Origin of the sequence: Shewanella sp. NKUCC05_KAH (assembly GCF_019345585.1) — a bacterium.
GTDB classification, from domain to species: domain Bacteria; phylum Pseudomonadota; class Gammaproteobacteria; order Enterobacterales; family Shewanellaceae; genus Shewanella; species Shewanella oncorhynchi.
Genome location: NZ_JAHKQZ010000006.1, coordinates 1 through 19,248, shown reverse-complemented (window position 1 = coordinate 19,248; position 19,248 = coordinate 1). Strand labels below are relative to the sequence as shown.

Sequence of the window (19,248 nt, the reverse complement as noted above, 5' to 3'; positions counted from 1 at the left end):
AGATGGAATATTTAGTTGAACGTATCGAAGGCCACACGGCGATTCTGACTATGAACAATCCGCCAGCCAATACTTGGACTGCCGAGAGTTTACAGGCGCTTACAGCCAAAGTGCTTGAGCTGAATGCCAATAAAGATATTTACGCCTTAGTGTTAACGGGCCAAGGGCAAAAGTTCTTCTCCGCTGGCGCCGATTTAAAACTGTTTAGCGATGGTGACAAAGGTAATGCGGCAACGATGGCAAAGCATTTTGGTGAAGCCTTTGAAACCTTAAGCCAATTCCGCGGTGTGTCGATTGCCGCGATTAACGGCTATGCCATGGGCGGCGGCTTAGAAGTCGCGTTGGCCTGCGATATTCGTATCGCCGAAATTCAAGCTGTAATGGCATTACCCGAAGCGACGGTCGGTTTATTACCCTGTGCGGGTGGCACTCAAAATCTGACTGCATTAGTCGGTGAAGGGTGGGCTAAACGGATGATTTTATGCGGCGAGCGTATCGATGCGACTCAAGCATTGAATCTACGTTTAGTGGAAGAAGTGGTCGACACTGGCGAAGCGCTTAATGCGGCAATCGCCTTAGCCGTCAAAGTGGCGAATCAAAGCCCAAGCAGCGTGACTGCGTGTAAGACGCTTATTCAAGCGGGGCGCACTATGGCGCGTAGCCAAGCGTTACCGATTGAGCGTGAGTTATTTGTCGGATTATTTGATACTGAAGATCAGGCCGAAGGCGTGAATGCGTTTTTAGGGAAACGTAAAGCTGAGTGGAGAAACCGCTAATGACGAATGTAGTAGATAATGACGTGGTCGAGCATGTCGCAAATCAGGTCACGACCACACAAAATGTGGTGTTTCAAACCTTAGCCACTGCTTCTGGCAAATTGGTTGGAGTGGTCACACTCAATGTGGAAAAAGCCCTCAACGCCTTAGATTTAGGCATGGTACGCGCTATGACTGCGCAGCTTAATCTGTGGAAGAAAGATCCCCTTATCGCTTGCATCGTATTAGATGGCAGCGGTGAGAAGGCATTTTGTGCTGGTGGTGATGTGCGCGCTTTATACCATGCTTCCATTGCCGCTAATGGGCAAGTGACTGAGGAAGCAAAGGTTTTCTTCGAAGAGGAATATCGCCTCGATTATCTACTGCATACCTTTGGCAAACCTGTGTTGGTGTGGGGCGATGGCATTGTCATGGGCGGCGGTCTCGGTTTGATGGCGGGCGCAAGCCACAGAGTCGTTACCGAAACCTCGCGTATCGCTATGCCTGAGGTGACTATCGGCCTGTATCCCGATGTGGGTGGCAGTTATTTCCTTAATCGTATGCAGGGCAAGATGGGATTGTTTTTGGGATTGACCGCCTATCAACTCAATGCCGCCGATGCCTGTTATGTAGGCCTTGCGGATCATTACCTGAACCGCGACGACAAAGAGCTGATGTTTGATGCCATGGCAACCTTAGATTGGAGTGATACGCCAGCACTTAATCATCAACGTTTAGATAGCATGATCAACGAGCTGTCTAATCAAGTGGATATTCCGAAGGGCGACAGTGTATTAGCCGAAAGCCAAGACATAATTGACAGGCTTATGGCGGGCAGTCTGCAGGATATTGCAGCACGCATGTCAACTTTGGTATCGGAAGAAAAGTGGTTAATGAAAGCGCGGGACACCTTCCTTGCGGGTAGCCCTATCAGCTGGCACTTGGTCTATATCCAAGGGCAGTTAGGGACTAAGCTTAGCTTAGCTCAATGTTTCAAATGGGAATTAACCGCAAGTGTTAACGTGTGTGCCCACGGTGATTTCTGCGAAGGCGTTCGTGCACTCTTGATTGATAAAGACAAGAAACCGCAATGGCGTTTTAAGGATGTTAACTCAGTACCCACAGCGGTACTTGAGCAAATATTGGCTTCCCCATGGGGCGAGGCGCATCCCTTTAACCAACTGAGTTAAGCGTTTAAGGGCCGAGTTGGCTAAGCGCTGTGTTTATCTGCTTAGCCAAGCTCGCTTTACTCTGTGATAAAGTCAGCATAATCAATTTGATAGTATTATCACAACACTAAAAAGAACAACACAGGAGTGATGGCATGAGTACAGTAGCCTTTATCGGTTTAGGTAATATGGGCGGCCCAATGGCGGCCAATTTATTAAAAGCAGGCATGACGGTTCGCGTCTTTGATTTAGTCCCCGAGGCTATGCAGCAATTGGCTGAAAAAGGCGCCTTAGTATCAAGTACCGCCTGCGGCGCTGCAGCGGGCGCAAGTGTGGTGATTACTATGCTGCCTGCGGGCAAGCATGTGAAAAGTTTATATTTAGGCAATGGAACAGACAAAGGTCTGCTTGAAGTGGTTGCGGGTGATACTTTACTGATCGATTGCTCGACCATCGATGCACAAAGCGCACAATTAGTGGCGGCCGAAGCGGCTAAAAGCGGCATCGAATTTATGGATGCACCAGTTTCTGGCGGCACGGCAGGCGCGGCAGCGGGTACTTTAACTTTTATTTGTGGTGGCTCGGATAACGCTTTTGAACGTGCGCAGCCCGTACTTAAGGCTATGGGTGTGAATATCTTCCACGCTGGCGGCCCAGGTGCGGGGCAAGTCGCGAAAATCTGCAATAACATGCTGTTATCTGTGTTGATGGTCGGTACTTCCGAAGCCCTGCAAATGGGCGTCGATCATGGTCTCGATCCCAAAGTGTTATCCGACATTATGAAGGTCAGCAGTGGCGGAAACTGGACGCTAGAGAAGTACAATCCCTGCCCAGGCGTGATGGAAACAGTGCCTTCTTCTAAGGGCTATCAGGGTGGCTTTATGGTAGATTTGATGGTCAAAGATCTCGGTCTGTCACAAGAAGCTGCATTATTGAGCAACTCTAGCACGCCAATGGGCGCTTTAGCCCGCAGCTTGTATGTTAATCATGCAAGACAAGGCAATGGTCGCCGAGATTTTTCCAGTATATTTGAACAATTTGCACCACTTAAAAAATAGACACAGATAACAAGGGATCACCAGATGGATTTAAAAGATAAGGTTGTCGTCATTACTGGCGGCGCGGGTGGCTTAGGCTTAGCAATGGCGCAAAATTTTGCGCAGGCGGGTGCTAAGATAGCGCTTATCGATGTGGACCAAGAAAAACTCGAGCGAGCCTGCGCTGAGCTTGGATCGGACACTGAAGTTCAAGGTTATGCCTTAGACATTACCGACGAAGAAGACGTCGTCGCGGGTTTTGCCTATATTCTCGAAGATTTTGGTCAAGTGAACGTGTTAGTGAACAACGCCGGTATTCTGCGTGATGGCATGTTAGTCAAAGCCAAAGACGGCAAAGTCACTGATCGTATGTCTTACGAGCAGTTCCAATCGGTGATCAATGTGAACCTGACCGGCAGTTTCCTTTGTGGCCGTGAGGCCGCAGCGGCCATGATTGAATCGGGTCAAGCGGGGGTGATTGTTAACATCTCTAGCCTTGCTAAGGCGGGTAATATGGGCCAATCAAATTACGCGGCCTCAAAAGCGGGTGTTGCGGCTATGTCTGTTGGCTGGGCGAAGGAGTTAGCGCGCTACAATATCCGTAGTGCAGCGGTCGCACCTGGCGTGATTGCGACCGAGATGACGGCAGCAATGAAGCCAGAAGCGTTGGAGCGTTTAGAGAAACTCGTGCCTGTTGGCCGCTTAGGTCATGCCGACGAGATAGCTTCTACCGTACGTTTTATTATTGAAAACGATTATGTTAACGGTCGTGTGTTTGAAATCGATGGTGGTATCCGTCTTTAGAGCGATATCTTATTGATTTGCATAAAAACCGAGCTTAGGCTCGGTTTTTTTATAGGGTAAATAAAGATAATGGTTCTTATGCTCTAGCTTTCGGATTTATTTAGATTTCACTGTTGGAGTTGACATTTAGTTGTTAACCTTCAACAATCGCTCTCCCGTTTTTTTACATAACTTTACAAACATGTTGATCACATGTAATGGAGCTTGAAATCCGGATGTCTTGGCAGGAAAAAGCCCACTGGCTTGAGAAAATCACTAAGCGCATGATGTTGATCGTGGGTATCTTAGGGTTGGTTGTGATTTATTGCGGTTTCTTTTTTCTGCTCTTTAGTGGCCGCTCTGTGGCCGTGATCCCATGGTTTTTTCTTATCTCACCTTGGGTGTGTATTTATTTTGGTTTAACGCAAGTACAACAAGTGCAAGTGGTAAATTGGTTCTTAAAAAAATTTAAAAAATAACTAATTTACACATAACTCATTTCTGCAAGTTCATATTTTGTTTCGGTTTGTGCAGTTGGCAAACATTGGGGAGAAACAATGAAGCTACATGGATATTTATGGATGCTGGGGGGCTTATTTTGTTTAGGTGCTTGCGAGCGCTCGAACAAAGAGACGCCGCATCTTAGTGATAATGGCGCGCGCATAGTTGCGCCCTATGGTAGTTGGCAGTCTCCGCTATCGGCGACTGAAGTTTTTGAGCAGGCCGATAATGTGGCTGAGTTGCAAAGCGTTGATGGTGCTATTTATTTCTCTGAATCTGATGGTGAAAAACAAGGCCAAGTCGGCATTAAACGCCTCGACCAACGTGGAAAAATTACCGACATAGTGCCGCCTGCGTTTAATGTTAAATCCGCCGTTCATGAATACGGTGGTGCCGCCTTTTTGGGGATTGGTCAGAGTCTGTTTGCCACTAAGGCACAGGACCAACTGTTTTATCGTTTTGCCCCTAATCAACCCCCTTTGCCTTTAACGCCAAATGGTACTCGTCATGCAGATTGTATTGCTTACCCCAAAGGGTCGAGGATTATCTGTGTGCGCGAAGATCATCGTCAAGCGGGTGAGCCTAAGGCGAGTCTTGTTACCATTAATCTTAATTTTGCCGGTGAAGGCGATACCTTTGTTTCGGGCCATGACTTTATTTCTTCGCCAGCTATCTCGCCCGATAACAGCCAACTGGCGTGGATCTCGTGGGAACATCCCTATATGCCATGGGATAATAGCGTGCTCTGGCTTGGGGATCTGGACCGTAAAGGGCAATTACACAATATTCGTAAGGTAAACACGCCCGCAGACTCTTCGGTGTCGCAGCCATTATTTAGCCCCGATGGACAATTGTATGTCGTATCGGATATCAGTAATTGGTGGAATATCTATCGAGTCACGGCACAAAATACCTTAGACCCAGTGCTAAAGAAAAAGGCCGAGTTTGCGGTGGCTGATTGGTATTTAGGCAATCATAATTATGCCTTTGAATCCGAAAAAACGATTATTGCCAGTTATATGCTTGGTAGTCAGGCCGTTTTAATTCGACTGCATCTAGATTCAGGCCTGACCGAATCTTTGGCCGTCGACTTTGGTGAAATCACCCAAGTGATCCGAGGGGAAGATGCTGTTTATTTTGTCGGCGCTAAGGCGACGCCAGAGAAGGGCATTTATAAAGTGATCGGTCGTGGTACTGAGTTGGTGTATACCCCTAACTTACCAAAACTTAATCCCAATTTTATCTCCCGTGCTAAAAATATTACTTTTAAAACAGGTGCTAACCAGCAAGCTTACGGTTATTTTTATGGTCCGGTTAACCCCAACTATACTGCGCCTAATGATACCCGTCCGCCCTTGATTGTAATGTTACACGGCGGTCCTACGGCGCGTGCGAGTCTGGCTTATCGCAGTGACATTCAATTTTGGACCAGCCGAGGCTTTGCGGTTCTCGATGTTAATTTCCGTGGCAGCAGTGGTTTTGGCCGTGCTTATCGTCAAAGTATCTACGGAAAATGGGGCCAAGTTGATGTGGAAGATGCGGTCAATGCGGCCCGATATTTAGTTGATAAAGGTTGGGTTGATGGACAAAAGCTGGCGATTCGAGGTGTTAGCGCTGGTGGGTTAACTGTGATGTCGTCCTTGGCATTTTATGATGTATTTCAAGCGGGGGTGAGCTATGCGGGGATCAGTGACTTTGAACAGCTCGCCAAGAGTACCCATAAATTCGAGACTGGCTACTTAGATCTGCTTATCGGCCCCTATGGTGAAAATCAAGCCCGCTATAGGGAACTGTCGCCCCTGCATCACCTTGAAGGATTGAATGAGCCTTTATTAATTTTTCAAGGATTACGTGACCAAATCGTACCACCACAGCAGTCGCGGCAGATTTATGAGGCGTTGAAAGTGAGAGGCGTACCCACGGCTTATATCGCTTATCAGGATGAACCCCACGGCGGTTGGAAACCTGAGCACAAGGCCGCAGGATTAGAAACTGAGCTGGCATTTTATGGGCAAGTGTTTAACTTTACCCCTGCGGGTAAGCTTGCAACACTGGTACTGGATAACGCCGCGGCGCTAAAACCAACCATAGTGAGAAGTCAATAACGCGGTATTTACCGTTATTGAACTTGGCCATCGCTATCGCTATTGCGATTGGCTTTTACCGCAACACTCAGAGCCAGCATTTTGCTGGCTCTTGTGATTTTCATGGCTGCCATGAGTCTCGTGGCTTAGGCTGTCGATAATGGCGCAGTGGGGCTGATCGCCGCCTTGGCATTGGGTCACCATGTGCTGCAATTGCGCCCTAAGCTGCTGTAACTTATTGATTTGCTCTTCGACATAGGCAAGATGAGTTTGGGTAAGCTGCTTAACGTCCTCGGCATTACGGCTTTCATTGCCCTTAAGACCAAGCAAGGATTTGCAATCCTCTAGTCTAAAACCTAAGTCGCGACATTGATGCACAAACTTAAGTGCTTCAATATCTTGATGGCGATAAACTCGATAACCCGCCTCATTGCGCTCGCCGCACACTAAGCCAATATCATGATAATAACGGATACTCTTAACACTTAAGCCCGTTTGTTTCGCCACTTCACCTATCTTCATTTTGACCTCTATTTTTCCAACTGAATGGTATCACCCATTTCGCCCAGCAATTAATTGTCGATGTGATCACATTGAGCAAATTCATCCTTGACTCTCCAGTGATGGGAGACTTTATCTTAGACCTATAGTGTGAAACATCAAGTGAGGGATCTCCCATGTCTATGACCAGACTCTATGTCGCCAATATGAATTGCGCTGGCTGCGTCGCAAAAATTGAAAAGGCGTTTGCCGCCCAAGATGGCGTCGAAGCGCGTGTGAATCTCGCCGATAAGCAAGTGACGGTAGAAGGCAAGATGAGCGCTGATACCGCCTTGGCTGTGATGGCAAATGCGGGTTATCCGGCGCAGGTCGTTATTGATGCTAAAGTCGCCGCCGAAGAAAAACGCCTTGAAGATGCCGCCGAGTATCGACTGCGAATGCGCCAAGCTATAGCCGCGCTCGTTGTGGGTGTTCCCATGATGCTGTGGGGATTACTGGGCGGTGAAATGATGATCAACAGCCCAAATCTGCAGCTAGGCTGGGGCATCATGGGACTGGTCACTTTGGCTTTACTTATCACCACAGGCAGACATTTTTATCAAGGCATGTGGCGGGCGCTCAAAGCCAAAACCACCAACATGGATACGCTGATTGTGCTGGGCACCAGTACCGCATGGGCCTATTCCATGTTGGTGGTCATTATGCCGAGCGCATTCCCTATGGATACCCGCCATGTGTACTTTGAGGCGAGTGTGATGATCTTAGGTTTGATTAACTTAGGTCATGGACTCGAGCTTAAAGCGCGGGGCAAAACCAGCGAAGCGGTGCAGCGACTGCTCGGGTTGCAATCCACTACTGCGATTCGTATTACGGATAAGGGGGATGAAAAGGTTGAGATAAGTCAGTTGAAACTGGGCGATAAGCTGCGTTTGCGCCCCGGAGACAGAGTTGCCCTTGATGGTGAGGTCGAAACAGGACAATCCCTACTTGATGAAGCCATGCTCACAGGTGAGCCTATTCCAGTCCTTAAAAATCGGGGAGATAGTCTGAGCGCGGGCACAGTCAACGGCAATGGCAGCCTAGTTTACCGAGTGACGGCTGGGCAACAAGATACTAAGCTTGCCAAAATCATTGCACTGGTGCAACAGGCACAAACGTCAAAATTACCCATAGGTCGACTGGCCGATAAGATCTCCGCGGTATTTGTCCCTACTGTGGTGGCGATAGCACTACTGGCGGCGGCTATTTGGTATTTTGCTGGTCCAGCGCCCGCCTTAAGCCATGCGTTAGTGGTGCTGACGAGTGTGCTTATCATAGCTTGTCCCTGTGCGCTGGGGCTGGCTACGCCTATGTCGATCATGGTGGCTGTGGGCCGCGCAGCCCAAATGGGCGTGTTAGTTAAAAATGGTGAAGCGTTGCAAACCGCCAGTAAAGTTGACTGTGTGGTGCTGGATAAAACCGGCACTGTTACCTTAGGCAAGCCGCAAGTCACTGACTTTGTATTAGTACAAACACTGAGTGATGCCGATAAAGAAACCTTGCTGGGCGAAATCGCAAGCCTTGAGCAGCACTCTGAGCATCCGTTAGCGGGGGCGATTGTCAGTTATGCCAAGGAATCACTGACGCAATTGCCCGATACACAGGCATTTACGAACCATCAAGGTAAGGGGATTGAGGGTAAGGTCGATGGCGTATCGCTGGCGATTGGTAATCTCGCCTTGATGACGGCATTGGAGATTGTCAATTCCGATGGCAGTGCCTTAGATCCTAACGCGACATTAAGCTTTGCAAATCAAGGTAAAACCCCAATTTATGTCGCCAAAGCGGGCAAGTTAATGGCCACTATCGCGCTGGCTGATCCGATTAAACCCGATGCCAAAGAAGCCATCGCGGCCATGCTGCAAAGGAGTATTCGCGTGGTGTTGTTAACGGGGGATAACCCACAAACGGCGCAGGCGGTGGCCGACCAAGTGGGCATCACCGAAGTGATTGCCGGCGTACTGCCCGAGCAAAAACAACAACATGTGCTGGATTTACAAAAGCAAGGGCATGTGGTGGCTATGGTTGGGGATGGCATTAATGATGCGCCAGCTCTAATGAGCGCGGATGTGGGGATCGCGATGGGATCGGGCACTGAGGTGGCGATTGAAAGTGCGGATATCACCTTGTTGTCGCAGCAATTGATAGTGATTGCTAACTTATTGGCATTGTCGCGGGCGACGATTACCAATATTAAGCAGAATCTGTTCGGCGCCTTTGTGTATAACAGTTTGGGTATTCCGGTTGCGGCGGGCGTGCTTTATCCACTTACGGGCATGTTATTAAGCCCTGTGATTGCGGGTGCAGCCATGGCTTTGTCTTCACTTACTGTCGTCACGAACGCCAACCGCTTAAGACGACAGAAGTTATAAGTTGTCGATACCTAAGCTAACTTAAAATGTTGAAACGGGTATCTTGAGTTAGCTTAGGGCTATGTCCACATTAGCACTTACCACATAAGCCCCTAGCGTCGGCAAGCTTTGCGACGCTAAGGGTCATCCGATTGTCATTCTGCTCGAATACATTGAAAGCTAAGCCAATAAGGTAAAATTAATTACGCTTCTCATACAGGCATAGTGCGGCGATCTCGGCATTCCCTCTGGCTTTCTAGCCGCCTTTTTAGTTGATAATTTAGCCCAAACTGCTATAGTGCCACGTTTATTTTTACCCCTTCGGCATAGCGTTATTTGGTTTATGCTTATTTAAAGCGGCGCCAACGGGCTCGGCCAACATTACTCGATTTGGAAGTTCATTTTGATCACAACAGCAAATATCACCATGCAGTTCGGCGCTAAGCCACTGTTTGAAAACATCTCAGTTAAATTTGGCGGTGGTAACCGTTACGGTCTTATCGGCGCGAATGGCTGTGGTAAATCGACCTTCATGAAGATCCTGTGTGGTGATCTAGACCCTAGCAGCGGTAACGTCTCGTTAGATGTGAATGAGCGTCTGGGTAAATTAAGCCAGAACCAGTTCGGTTATGAAGAATTCAACCTGATCGATACCGTGATCATGGGCCACCGCGAACTGTGGAAGGTAAAGCAAGAACGTGACCGTATTTATTCTTTACCCGAAATGAGTGAAGAAGATGGCATTACCGTCGCCAACCTAGAGATGGATTTTGCTGAGATGGACGGTTATACCGCCGAATCCCGTGCAGGCGAATTACTGTTAGGTGTAGGTATCGGTATTGAAAGCCATTTTGGTTTGATGTCTGAAATCGCTCCGGGTTTAAAACTGCGTGTATTGTTAGCACAAGCCCTGTTCTCTGATCCAGACGTGCTGCTGCTTGACGAACCTACCAACAACTTGGACATCGACACTATCCGTTGGTTACAAGATATGTTGAACCAACGTAGCAGTACTATGGTTATCATTTCGCACGATAGATATTTTTTAAACTCAGTCTGTACTCATATGGCTGACTTAGACTACGGCGAACTGCGCGTTTACCCTGGTAACTACGACGAATACATGCAAGCAGCGACTCAAGCTCGCGAGCGTTTATTGTCTGATAATGCGAAGAAAAAAGCCCAGATCTCTGAACTGCAAACCTTCGTAGCACGCTTCTCGGCTAACGCTTCTAAGGCGAAACAAGCCACATCTCGTGCTCGTCAAATCGACAAGATTAAGTTAGATGAAGTAAAAGCCTCTAGCCGTGTGAACCCCTTCATTCGTTTCGAGCAAGAGAAGAAATTGTTCCGTAATGCCTTAGTGATTGAAAACCTAACGAAAGGCTACGACACTCCGTTATTCAAAGACTTAAACTTAATTGTTGAAGTGGGCGAGCGCATTGCGGTATTGGGTGAAAACGGCGTCGGTAAAACAACCCTGTTACGTACCCTGATCCATGACATCCCGCAGGATGCAGGTACTATCCAATGGTCTGAAAACGCTAACATTGGTTATTATGCACAGGATCATGAGTCTGATTTCGCTAACGAAATGACCTTGTTCGAGTGGATGAGCCAATGGCGCAAGCCAGAAGATGACGACCAATCGGTACGTGGCATCTTAGGCCGTATGTTGTTTGGCTCTGACGACATTAAAAAGTCAGTCAAAGTGCTGTCTGGTGGCGAGAAAGGTCGCATGTTATTCGGCAAGCTCATCATGCAAAAAGCCAACATTTTAGTGCTCGACGAACCGACCAACCACATGGATATGGAATCGATTGAATCACTGAACAACGCGCTGGAAATGTACGAAGGGACCTTGATTTTCGTGAGTCATGACCGTGCATTCGTATCGTCTCTGGCAAACCGTATCCTTGAAGTCACTCACTCAGGCGTGAATGATTTCAGAGGCACTTACGATGAGTTCCTTGCCAGCAAAGGCATTGAAGTCTAACGCTATTTGTTATTTAGCTGCATGTGTAAATACATGCATTTAAATACAGTGCAGCTAAATGCAACATCAATAAAAACGCCGCAATTCATTGCGGCGTTTTTGTATCCATTGGCTGTCTTTTTATCTAGCGATTAGCTTTTCGCCCACTCGATTTTAGTGCATTGGTGGCACTCGTTAGGGCGCTGACTCTTGCTGCACATAAATCAAATTGTCGGTATTAAAGCCGCGGGCTTTAGACATTTCAACAAACTTTTGCAGCACCTCGGGTGGCACAGTCGGGGTTTTAGCCAATAGCCACAAATAACCTGTGTCGGGTCCCGATATAAAAGCGTATTGATAGTTTTCATGATCTAATTCGAAGACCACATACGATCCATAAAATGGCCCAAAGAAGGAGACTTTCAAATAGCCTTCTGAATCCCCATTCACAAAATAGGCCTTTCCTTCGGCTTCTTTCCATTCGTCTTTAGCCGCGGAAAATCCACGGTTAATGACTCTAACACCGCCATCCTCTTTCAGGCTGTATTCTGCGCTAACTTGGCTTAAGCCTCTTTCGAATGAATGATCTAATCGTGCAATTTCGTACCATTTACCTAAGTATTTATTTAGCTCAAAATCATTCACGGGTTGAACCAGTTTAGGCATGCCTAAGCAACCGCTGAGCAAAAATATACTAATGACTAACAGTAGCTTTCTCAATTTGACCTCCTGATCTTAAGTCTTAGTCGCACGTCTTAAGTGCAATGTTCAATCAATCCTCTGTTGAGCTTACACTATTTTCTTCACATTATTTCAGCTACTTGGCAAAGTGTTGTTGGTTAGCCGCTCGTAATCAATACGTTGCGCTGACTGATAAAGCCTTGGCTAATGCCGGCCAGAAGAATTAAGCCGACACCGATTAATTGCATGGGACTCAAGGTTTCACCAAATATCCACCATGCTAACGTCACTACGATAACCGGTTCCACATAGGCGAGGGTGCCAAAAGTGACAGCAGGCAATTGGCGTAGGGCTTTTACCGCCAGCAAAATGGCTAAAAATCCGGGGAAGAATCCAATCGCAATTAACCAGCCCATTTGCGGCAAACTTGGCGTCAGCGGTGCATTTATCACTAAGGGCAGTAGGCACAAAGCGCCGACACTAAGCTGTACTAAAGTGCTTTGATAGGGCGAACTCAGACTAGGTTTTCGGTTGATTAACATAAAACCGCAGTAGGTTAATAAAGCGAGTAGGGCATAAAAATAGCCTAATAATTCAGTGTGATTGCTCGCTTGCTGCGGCCCTGTGGGGATCATTAACATAAAACCCATTAGTGCGACGACCACGCTTGCCATGCTTAAGCGGGTGAGTTTTTCGGCAAAGAAATAATGGGCGAAAATAGTCGACACCACAGGGGCTAAGTAAATAATCATGATCACTTTGGCCATTTGGGTGTACTGAATGGCTTCAATGTAAAACGCCATAAAGCCCGCGAGCATAGCGCCATTTATATACCCAAGCTACCTCAAGATACGAGTTTCAGAGCGCCTAGGGTGCTTCAATTCAAGGCGCATCAATGACAAAATGTCGGCTACCTTTTGAATTGATGCAACACGGAAGTGGAGTGCCCTAGGCGCTCCGTCCCGGCGGTTTTTAACGCACTTTTTGCTGTGTTGGTTATTTTTAACTTAGTCCACTAGGTCCGCAAATAACCGCCTTGCCTAAAGTGCGTTAAATTTCCGCTGAATCCTGCATTTTGAGGTTGTTTGGGTATAAGTTGCGTTTACTCGGTCTATGGCGAATCTGATGGCCTTTACCTGTAAGCAGCATATAAGCCAATAGAAATAGAGCACCTAGCAGTAAGCGGTAGAAGGTAATATGCTCGGCGGGCAGGGCGGCAAAGCGCGCTAATACACCGATAGTGCCCATAAGAATGGCCGCCAATAGGGCAAAAATGATAGCTAAAGCTGAGCTTGGCATAGGCAACCTGTAACTGAAGAATTTAAGGGCGACACCGTCCTGTGGACGGCGTCGATTTTGCCTTAAAAACTCACCTTAGGCTATGTCGATGTATTAACTTAAATAATGCTTTTACGTGAACGGAAATGGTTAAAGCTATCTTGGCTGTAGGCCGCCTTAATCCGTTTTAACGCGGCGTAATTGTGGTCAAAGTACACATCTGTAGGAATGGCCTTATCTTTGAAACTGATAAAAGCGCCCGAGGTGTTGGGGATGTCATAGTTTCGGCTGGCATCAATCCAATCGAGTGCACGATTAATGCGGGTAAACACTTGGCTATCCTGCAATTGTTGCTTCTCTTGCAGGGCGTTATTCCACCAAGTTTGATATTGAATCGTGTATTGTCTGTCCTTGTAGGGGAAGGCGCTGCGGCTCTTTTGCTCTTCGCCCATAGTGCGATAATAATCACCAGTTATAGCGCCAAGGGTAACATAGGTAAATAGCCCCAATTGACGGTTGCCTTCAAGCACATAGCGAGAGGTTAAGCTTTCAAGCAGTGGCTTATAACCGTCCCTCAGGCCCGTTTGATTCACTAAGCGCGAGGTGACTTTATGGGGCGCGGGTTCATCTACATCCGCTGGATTAGGTGAGCGGCTTATGCCTTGTAAGTCAGCTTGCAGATGATGAAAAGATTCCCTTTCCCAACTGGGCATTAGGTTTTCACCGTAGGCTTTGGTGAGTCCGCCCATACCCTCGATGCGAATATCATTGGGGACTAGGCCAAATTCATTAAATTGTGTCTGGATAAAGTGGTTTAGGCTGGCGGAATTGCCCTCCCAAAAACCATACATCAAGCAGTTATGCGTAATCGACTCAGTGTCTATGTCGGGTGTTTTGTGTTGTTCTACGGGTAAATGTTTGGCATTAATCTTGAGATTAGTGCCAATCAAACAGCCAGTGCTGTCGGCATTTATGATGGCTTCCCAGCGCTGTAAAATGTCTTTGGTTGGGGTGTGCTCAATGAGTTCATGGGTTTGTTTATCGTAGCAATTCCATTCTAATTCAAACTTGATAAGGCAAGGCGGTAGTGGAAAGGTTTGAACAAAAAAGCGGGTCACTATGCCGTAACTTAACCCACCGCCACCCTTGAGCGCCCAGAGTAACTCAGGTTTATTGGCAACAGAGACGACTTGGGTTTCACCAATGCCGAGGACGATTTCTGCCTGTAATAGGGATTCGCAGCACATGCCGTATTTGCGGGTCCAAGGTCCTGAGCCGCCTCCCATAATAAATCCCGCTAAGGCAACGCTGCCGCTCGTACTATGGGGGATCATCACGCCTTGTTTGGCAAGGGCTGTGGTGAGATTGATAAAACGATTACCTGGGCCAATGGCCGCAATACCTGTGATGGGATCTAAAGTGAGGCTATCCATCTTCAGCAGATCTAACACTACGGTATTCGTTTCAGTGCTTTCACCTTCGTGATCATTCCCACCCGAGCGCACGCTGATCGGCAAGTTATAATCGATGGCCGCTTTATAGGCGATTTTGACTTCTTCAGTTGACGTGCATTTGATGATCGCCAGTGGTTTTTTTTGTAATCTGCGGTTGAACAGTTGGCAAGCCTGTTGGTAGGCAATCATTTGTTTACCCGTGCTGACCGAGAGTTGCTGCTCACTATAATAATGGCCACCGGTAATAATATTATCGGCCGGAATGTGTGCGCGAACTTCATTGATGAAATTAACAAAGTTTTTGGCTTGAGTGATCACTAAGTTTTCACTAATACGCACTTCAGCACTTAATTCTTCTTCGGTCGATTGAATAATCAGACAATCCCGTTCGAGTTCATTTGCAACGGTGACTTTAATATTAGAGCGATAGGCTGTCAGCGATTTAAACACTTCAACATTGAGTGTAATATCCGCTTGATTACTCGCCGTGTAATTAACTAAATAACTAAAATTAGGCCAAGTGTTATAGTTACATTCAATAATATAGGCTCGGCGTTCGTGGGGTGGAATAATCTTAGGCAGTTGTTGATTATAAGTGTTGCTATCCGTAGTGGTTTTTATGAATTGATATTCAGTGTCATTAAATATGACCAGCAGCACTTTTTGTCTTTTAAGTGGGATAAAGTTTTCACCACGAATATTATGTGCATCTTGATGCTGGTAAATGTAAAGGTTATTTTCGCTAATCGATCTTTGTTGCGCTGGATTACGGTAATAGTCAACGATTTCAGTTCGGGTTAATAATCGATTAAGCAAGGTGATGCCAAATATTTCACCATCGAAATGTGTATCGCGATGATTCGGTAAAGACACGTTTTCAATTAAAAATTCATTGTCGGCAACCAGTGACAGGTTATTGAGTTGTGTATGGGTAATTTCACCATCCACATAACAACTGATTTCATGGTATTCATGGCAGATAGACAATAAGTGCCACTGACCGTCGTTAAGTCCACCTAAGGTTGATATTGCTTCAACCCGCAGTAAGGTGGTATTAATCACGCATTCAATATGCCCAAGTGAATTAATATCCACCGCGAAATAGGTATCTTCTCGATCGGTTTTATAATGGAACACACGCCCACCTGCGCTGGTTTTCAACCAACACTGGTAAGTGAATATGGCAAGGGGTGACGTGCTCACGGGTAAGCTTTTTTCAATCACTGCCCGTATATTTCTTGATGCCTCAAGCTTGTCCATATTCATGAGTCCTTTCGTGTGCTTTGCGTGTTTTCCTCAATGCGCTAAAGCGCCTACTGAGGTCATTCATCCCGTTGTTGATCCATCGCGGATAACTAAGCCGCGGGCAAATAAGTCGCCAATTAATAGGTATTAAAGCGATGTATTGATCCTGTCACGGCCATCAGCTTTGGCGCGATACAATGCGGTATCGGCGGCGCATAGCATGGCGAGTGAGGTACGGAACTGGCCATTAATTTCGCTCGCAATCCCTTGGCTCGCGCTCACAGAGACATAATCGCGCAGCCCTTGCTCGGTAAAGCGCAGGTCATTAATCCCTTGCTGCACTTTTTGGGCAATCGTTAGTGCCATTTTGGCATTGTGGCTTGGTAGAATTAGTGCGAATTCTTCGCCGCCGTAACGCGCTGCCAGGCCAACTTCTATCGGCACTATGTCAGCAATCACTTTGGCAATCTTTCGTAGACATTCGTCCCCTTGGATATGGCCGAATTGGTCGTTGAACACTTTGAAGTAATCCACATCGATAATCACCACGCTGATCGGGCGCAACTTACCTGTGCATTCTTCCCAATAGTGATGCAGCATTTCATCAAAATATCGGCGGTTCGCCAGCCCAGTCAGTGAATCTGTGGCGGCCAATTTACGTAGCTTTTGATTTTCCGCTTTGTGCTGCGTCAAATCGTGCATCATCATCACAAACAGAGGTTCATGGCTGGGGATGTAGGAAATGGAAAGCTCAACATCTTTTGCTTTGCCTGAGGCTGTAATGAGGGTGATTTCTTCGGCGGAGTGCTGCACTGGGATACCGCAATTTTTGCCTAATTTAATATCATTGCTCAGCAGATTGTCGTAGCGAGCTTGGTGGTGTTCAGTCAAAAAGTTGCGCCAATCTTGTCCCTTCAAACTGGCCTGCGGGCACGTCAGTAAGTCAGCACCTTTGCTATTGCTAAAGTAAATGTAACCTTGGGCATTGACGATAATCACCGGCTCAGTCAGATGCTGAATAAATTGTTGAATCGTTTCAATCGAGGCATGTTCGAAGAAGGTTAACGGCAACGAAGGTTCGACCAAGCCTTGCTGCGCAGTGCACTGTGAACCATTGCCTTTACCCACAAGTGATAATGGATGTTGTGAACGTGTCAGTTTAGGTGAGCTTGTCATTGTTATCATTCTCCGTGAACCTAATGTCATCTGCGCTAAGCGCTTTTCTGATGATGACTTTATTCTTCGCAAAGAAAAGATACCTTCTGCTTACCTTCCGATTTAATCTATTGTTTATAAAGGTTTTAAATTTACTCTTCTCACGGTAAATTCTCAGGTTTAGCTGAAACGTGCGAGGTTTTTGGGCATGGCTAAGTTGAAAGAGCGGTACCCATGAGTGGATTTTTGGCTATTAAGCGGCAAGCGCAAAGGATTTTAGTGTCGAAATTTAACTGCAGATAAAGAGTGAGGAACGGTTCGTTTACCCTAAAGGTTGATTTGGATGTAGAGCTTCGCTACTCGATTTTCCTCTACACCATTTACCACCTTGCTGAAGTTTGAAAGCGCACATCGCATCCCAACGACCACTGATGCCACTGTACTGGCGGCGAAAATCTTTAGCAGAGCTGAGCCAAGCATCTGATGCAATCCCTAACTCATTGAGCAGTTTTGGTCGCTGATTATCGATAAAGCCTTTTTTATCATGGCGAATGGCGCGGCCAGTCCAATCGATAAGTTCCAGATAATCCGCAAAATGAAAAGGGATGCCCGTTTGTTGACTAGAGTGTGTCGCCGCATCGAACTTGGCGAGAGATTTGTTTATCGTTTGAGGCTTATTTTTTGCGGATTGGACTGATGCTTGCGGTGAGATGATGGTGTTATTTACCTGCTTGAGTGCACTAATTCTTTCTTGGATCGAGGTGAAATCAGAAGATTGCAAAGAATCGGCAATGCCAGCTCGAATAGGATTCAAATCAACGTACATCATACACGCCAGTAATGCTTGCTCATCTAACAGTGCTTGGGATTTAAAACGGCCTTCCCAGAAGGCACCTTTGCACTCATCTTCTCGATTTGCGTTACGGGCAATCTCTTCATTTAGGCATCGCATAAACCAAGAGATACTGCTTAATCGCTCTTGCCACTCGGCAATTAAGGCATCGAGTAACATGCGTTCACCGTCGATTAATGCATCACCATTCATATATTTAGTGGCAATAGCATGGCCTTTGGTGATTTGACACCAGCGACTGATAATGTCTCTTTGCGTTAACGATTTAGCCTTCTCCACGTCAATCTTAAGCACTAAATGATAGTGATTGCTCATCACCGCATAGGCGCAGATATCGATACAAAAGATGGTGGATAATGCTTTGATTTTATCGACAATCCAGCCACGTCTATGCTCATAACTGCGGCCTGTGAGTTTATCCTCACCGCACAGAAAAGCCCTTCTGACACAGCGATTTATCACATGATAGAAGGGCGTTGTATTAGCATCGATAAGCATTCTTCTGGCCGAGGTCATCATCCGCTCCAAACAGACGCAATCAAGATAATGTAAAGGCTAGTATAAGAGGGGATAAAGCACAAAAAGACATGGCTGTCCCCGTTTTTAGTTTTTACTAGCAACCAAAGATAGTGCTGTTATGGGAAAACGGAGTATAAGCGGATGTCTTGTGAGAAATGCTCTGCCGTAGCAGCAGAGCATTTTGAGCTCATTTCAGGAGGCGTTTATCTAGAAAATATATGGCTGTCCTGAAAGAATTTTCTTCTGGCCGAGGTCATCATCCGCTCCAAACAGACGCAATCAAGATAATGTAAAGGCTAGTATAAGAGGGGATAAAGCACAAAAAGACATGGCTGTCCCCGCTTTTTCCCCGCTTTTGCCATGGGAAAACGGAGGATAAGCGGATGTCTTGTGAGAAATGCTCCGCCGTAGCAGCAGAGCATTTTGAGCTCATTTCAGGAGGCATTTATCTAGAAAAGATATGGCTGTCCTGAGATAAATAAATCATGGCTGTCCCAGCTTTTTTCCAGCTTTTTTTCTAGGAGGCACTTATCTCGAAAAGATATGGCTGTCCCAGCTTTTTCCGCTTTCTCCCCGCTTTTCGAGCTCATTTCAGGAGGCGTTTATCTAGAAAAGATATGGCTGTCCTGAGAGAAATTCAGCCTTAGCCTGTATTTTACGGGATTCAGCGTTACTAGCAACCAAAGACAGTGCTGCTATGGGAAAACGGAGTATAAGCGGATGTGTTGTGAGAAATGCTCTGCCGTAGCAGCAGAGCACTGTAGGATCCCCTCATAATTCATAACCCCAACAACCATGAGTTAATGAGAGTTCAGTTAGTTTCTTCGCAGCACAAAGCAAATTATCTGCTGATATGGGGTAATCATGC

The 19,248-nt window shown here is 46.7% G+C and carries 13 protein-coding genes and 2 pseudogenes; 8 read left to right on the top strand and 7 right to left on the bottom strand.

Going from position 1 to position 19,248, the window contains the following annotated elements; all coding sequences use genetic code 11:
• The first annotated feature begins 2 nt into the window (after positions 1 to 2).
• The 6 genes from KO533_RS07480 to KO533_RS07455 all read left to right on the top strand — a co-directional run bounded on the left by KO533_RS07480 (position 3) and on the right by KO533_RS07455 (position 6,350).
• Positions 3 to 776 carry an enoyl-CoA hydratase gene (locus KO533_RS07480; RefSeq protein WP_219253499.1) on the top strand — a complete coding sequence of 258 codons (774 nt, stop codon included), beginning with the start codon at positions 3 to 5 and terminating at the stop codon, positions 774 to 776.
• Positions 776 to 1,945, top strand: a complete 1,170-nt coding sequence (locus tag KO533_RS07475) for an enoyl-CoA hydratase/isomerase family protein (protein ID WP_028760562.1) — start codon at positions 776 to 778, stop codon at positions 1,943 to 1,945. Before KO533_RS07480 ends, KO533_RS07475 begins: the two co-directional genes overlap by 1 nt.
• Positions 1,946 to 2,079: 134 nt before the next feature.
• Positions 2,080 to 2,982, top strand: coding sequence for a 3-hydroxyisobutyrate dehydrogenase (mmsB, locus tag KO533_RS07470; RefSeq protein ID WP_113938927.1), 903 nt, complete (start codon positions 2,080 to 2,082; stop codon positions 2,980 to 2,982).
• Between the two features lie 24 nt (positions 2,983 to 3,006).
• Entirely contained in the window at positions 3,007 to 3,765 is a 759-nt protein-coding gene (locus KO533_RS07465; RefSeq protein WP_011846385.1) for an SDR family oxidoreductase, read from the top strand.
• 215 nt (positions 3,766 to 3,980) lie between these two features.
• Positions 3,981 to 4,223, top strand: coding sequence for a hypothetical protein (locus tag KO533_RS07460; RefSeq protein ID WP_028760560.1), 243 nt, complete (start codon positions 3,981 to 3,983; stop codon positions 4,221 to 4,223).
• Between the two features lie 78 nt (positions 4,224 to 4,301).
• Positions 4,302 to 6,350, top strand: coding sequence for a prolyl oligopeptidase family serine peptidase (locus KO533_RS07455; protein WP_219253497.1), 2,049 nt, complete (start codon positions 4,302 to 4,304; stop codon positions 6,348 to 6,350).
• Positions 6,351 to 6,389: 39 nt separating this feature from the next.
• Here KO533_RS07455 and KO533_RS07450 read toward each other — a convergent pair whose 3' ends face one another.
• Positions 6,390 to 6,851: a MerR family DNA-binding protein gene (locus tag KO533_RS07450; protein WP_219253495.1), complete on the bottom strand. Its 462-nt coding sequence runs from the start codon at positions 6,849 to 6,851 to the stop codon at positions 6,390 to 6,392.
• Positions 6,852 to 7,006: 155 nt separating this feature from the next.
• Between KO533_RS07450 and KO533_RS07445 the strand changes: the two genes are divergently transcribed.
• Both KO533_RS07445 and KO533_RS07440 read left to right on the top strand, forming a co-directional pair.
• Positions 7,007 to 9,241, top strand: coding sequence for a heavy metal translocating P-type ATPase (locus KO533_RS07445; RefSeq protein ID WP_219253493.1), 2,235 nt, complete (start codon positions 7,007 to 7,009; stop codon positions 9,239 to 9,241).
• 382 nt (positions 9,242 to 9,623) lie between these two features.
• Positions 9,624 to 11,216 carry an ABC-F family ATPase gene (locus KO533_RS07440; RefSeq protein WP_081729050.1) on the top strand — a complete coding sequence of 531 codons (1,593 nt, stop codon included), beginning with the start codon at positions 9,624 to 9,626 and terminating at the stop codon, positions 11,214 to 11,216.
• A gap of 174 nt (positions 11,217 to 11,390) precedes the next feature.
• On the opposite strand, the gene KO533_RS07435 is transcribed toward KO533_RS07440, so the two are convergent.
• From KO533_RS07435 to KO533_RS07410, 6 genes and pseudogenes are all read right to left on the bottom strand, one after another.
• Entirely contained in the window at positions 11,391 to 11,915 is a 525-nt protein-coding gene (locus KO533_RS07435) for a lipocalin family protein (RefSeq protein WP_168823132.1), read from the bottom strand.
• Between the two features lie 119 nt (positions 11,916 to 12,034).
• Positions 12,035 to 12,706: pseudogene (locus KO533_RS07430) on the bottom strand (EamA family transporter); the annotation flags it as partial.
• 268 nt (positions 12,707 to 12,974) lie between these two features.
• Positions 12,975 to 13,175: pseudogene (locus tag KO533_RS07425) on the bottom strand (EamA family transporter); the annotation flags it as partial.
• Positions 13,176 to 13,273: 98 nt separating this feature from the next.
• Positions 13,274 to 15,868, bottom strand: a complete 2,595-nt coding sequence (locus tag KO533_RS07420; protein WP_168823128.1) for an FAD-binding protein — start codon at positions 15,866 to 15,868, stop codon at positions 13,274 to 13,276.
• 132 nt (positions 15,869 to 16,000) lie between these two features.
• Positions 16,001 to 17,029 (bottom strand): diguanylate cyclase, encoded by a 1,029-nt coding sequence (locus KO533_RS07415; RefSeq protein ID WP_219253491.1) that lies wholly within the window; start codon positions 17,027 to 17,029, stop codon positions 16,001 to 16,003.
• Positions 17,030 to 17,330: 301 nt separating this feature from the next.
• The gene (locus KO533_RS07410; protein WP_173497120.1) at positions 17,331 to 18,377 is read right to left on the bottom strand and encodes a transposase; all 1,047 of its coding nucleotides are present in this window, start codon (positions 18,375 to 18,377) and stop codon (positions 17,331 to 17,333) included.
• Between the last annotated feature and the right edge of the window lie 871 nt (positions 18,378 to 19,248).

What these genes read in the sequence shown, in the direction of transcription:
- KO533_RS07420 (WP_168823128.1), bottom strand. Translation starts at nt 15,868, where the DNA reads ATGGACAAGCTTGAGGCATCAAGAAATATACGGGCAGTGATTGAAAAA.
- KO533_RS07480 (WP_219253499.1), top strand. Translation starts at nt 3, where the DNA reads ATGGAATATTTAGTTGAACGTATCGAAGGCCACACGGCGATTCTGACT.
- KO533_RS07415 (WP_219253491.1), bottom strand. Translation starts at nt 17,029, where the DNA reads ATGACAAGCTCACCTAAACTGACACGTTCACAACATCCATTATCACTT.
- KO533_RS07450 (WP_219253495.1), bottom strand. Translation starts at nt 6,851, where the DNA reads ATGAAGATAGGTGAAGTGGCGAAACAAACGGGCTTAAGTGTTAAGAGT.
- KO533_RS07455 (WP_219253497.1), top strand. Translation starts at nt 4,302, where the DNA reads ATGAAGCTACATGGATATTTATGGATGCTGGGGGGCTTATTTTGTTTA.
- KO533_RS07460 (WP_028760560.1), top strand. Translation starts at nt 3,981, where the DNA reads ATGTCTTGGCAGGAAAAAGCCCACTGGCTTGAGAAAATCACTAAGCGC.
- KO533_RS07445 (WP_219253493.1), top strand. Translation starts at nt 7,007, where the DNA reads ATGTCTATGACCAGACTCTATGTCGCCAATATGAATTGCGCTGGCTGC.
- KO533_RS07465 (WP_011846385.1), top strand. Translation starts at nt 3,007, where the DNA reads ATGGATTTAAAAGATAAGGTTGTCGTCATTACTGGCGGCGCGGGTGGC.
- mmsB (WP_113938927.1), top strand. Translation starts at nt 2,080, where the DNA reads ATGAGTACAGTAGCCTTTATCGGTTTAGGTAATATGGGCGGCCCAATG.
- KO533_RS07475 (WP_028760562.1), top strand. Translation starts at nt 776, where the DNA reads ATGACGAATGTAGTAGATAATGACGTGGTCGAGCATGTCGCAAATCAG.
- KO533_RS07410 (WP_173497120.1), bottom strand. Translation starts at nt 18,377, where the DNA reads ATGACCTCGGCCAGAAGAATGCTTATCGATGCTAATACAACGCCCTTC.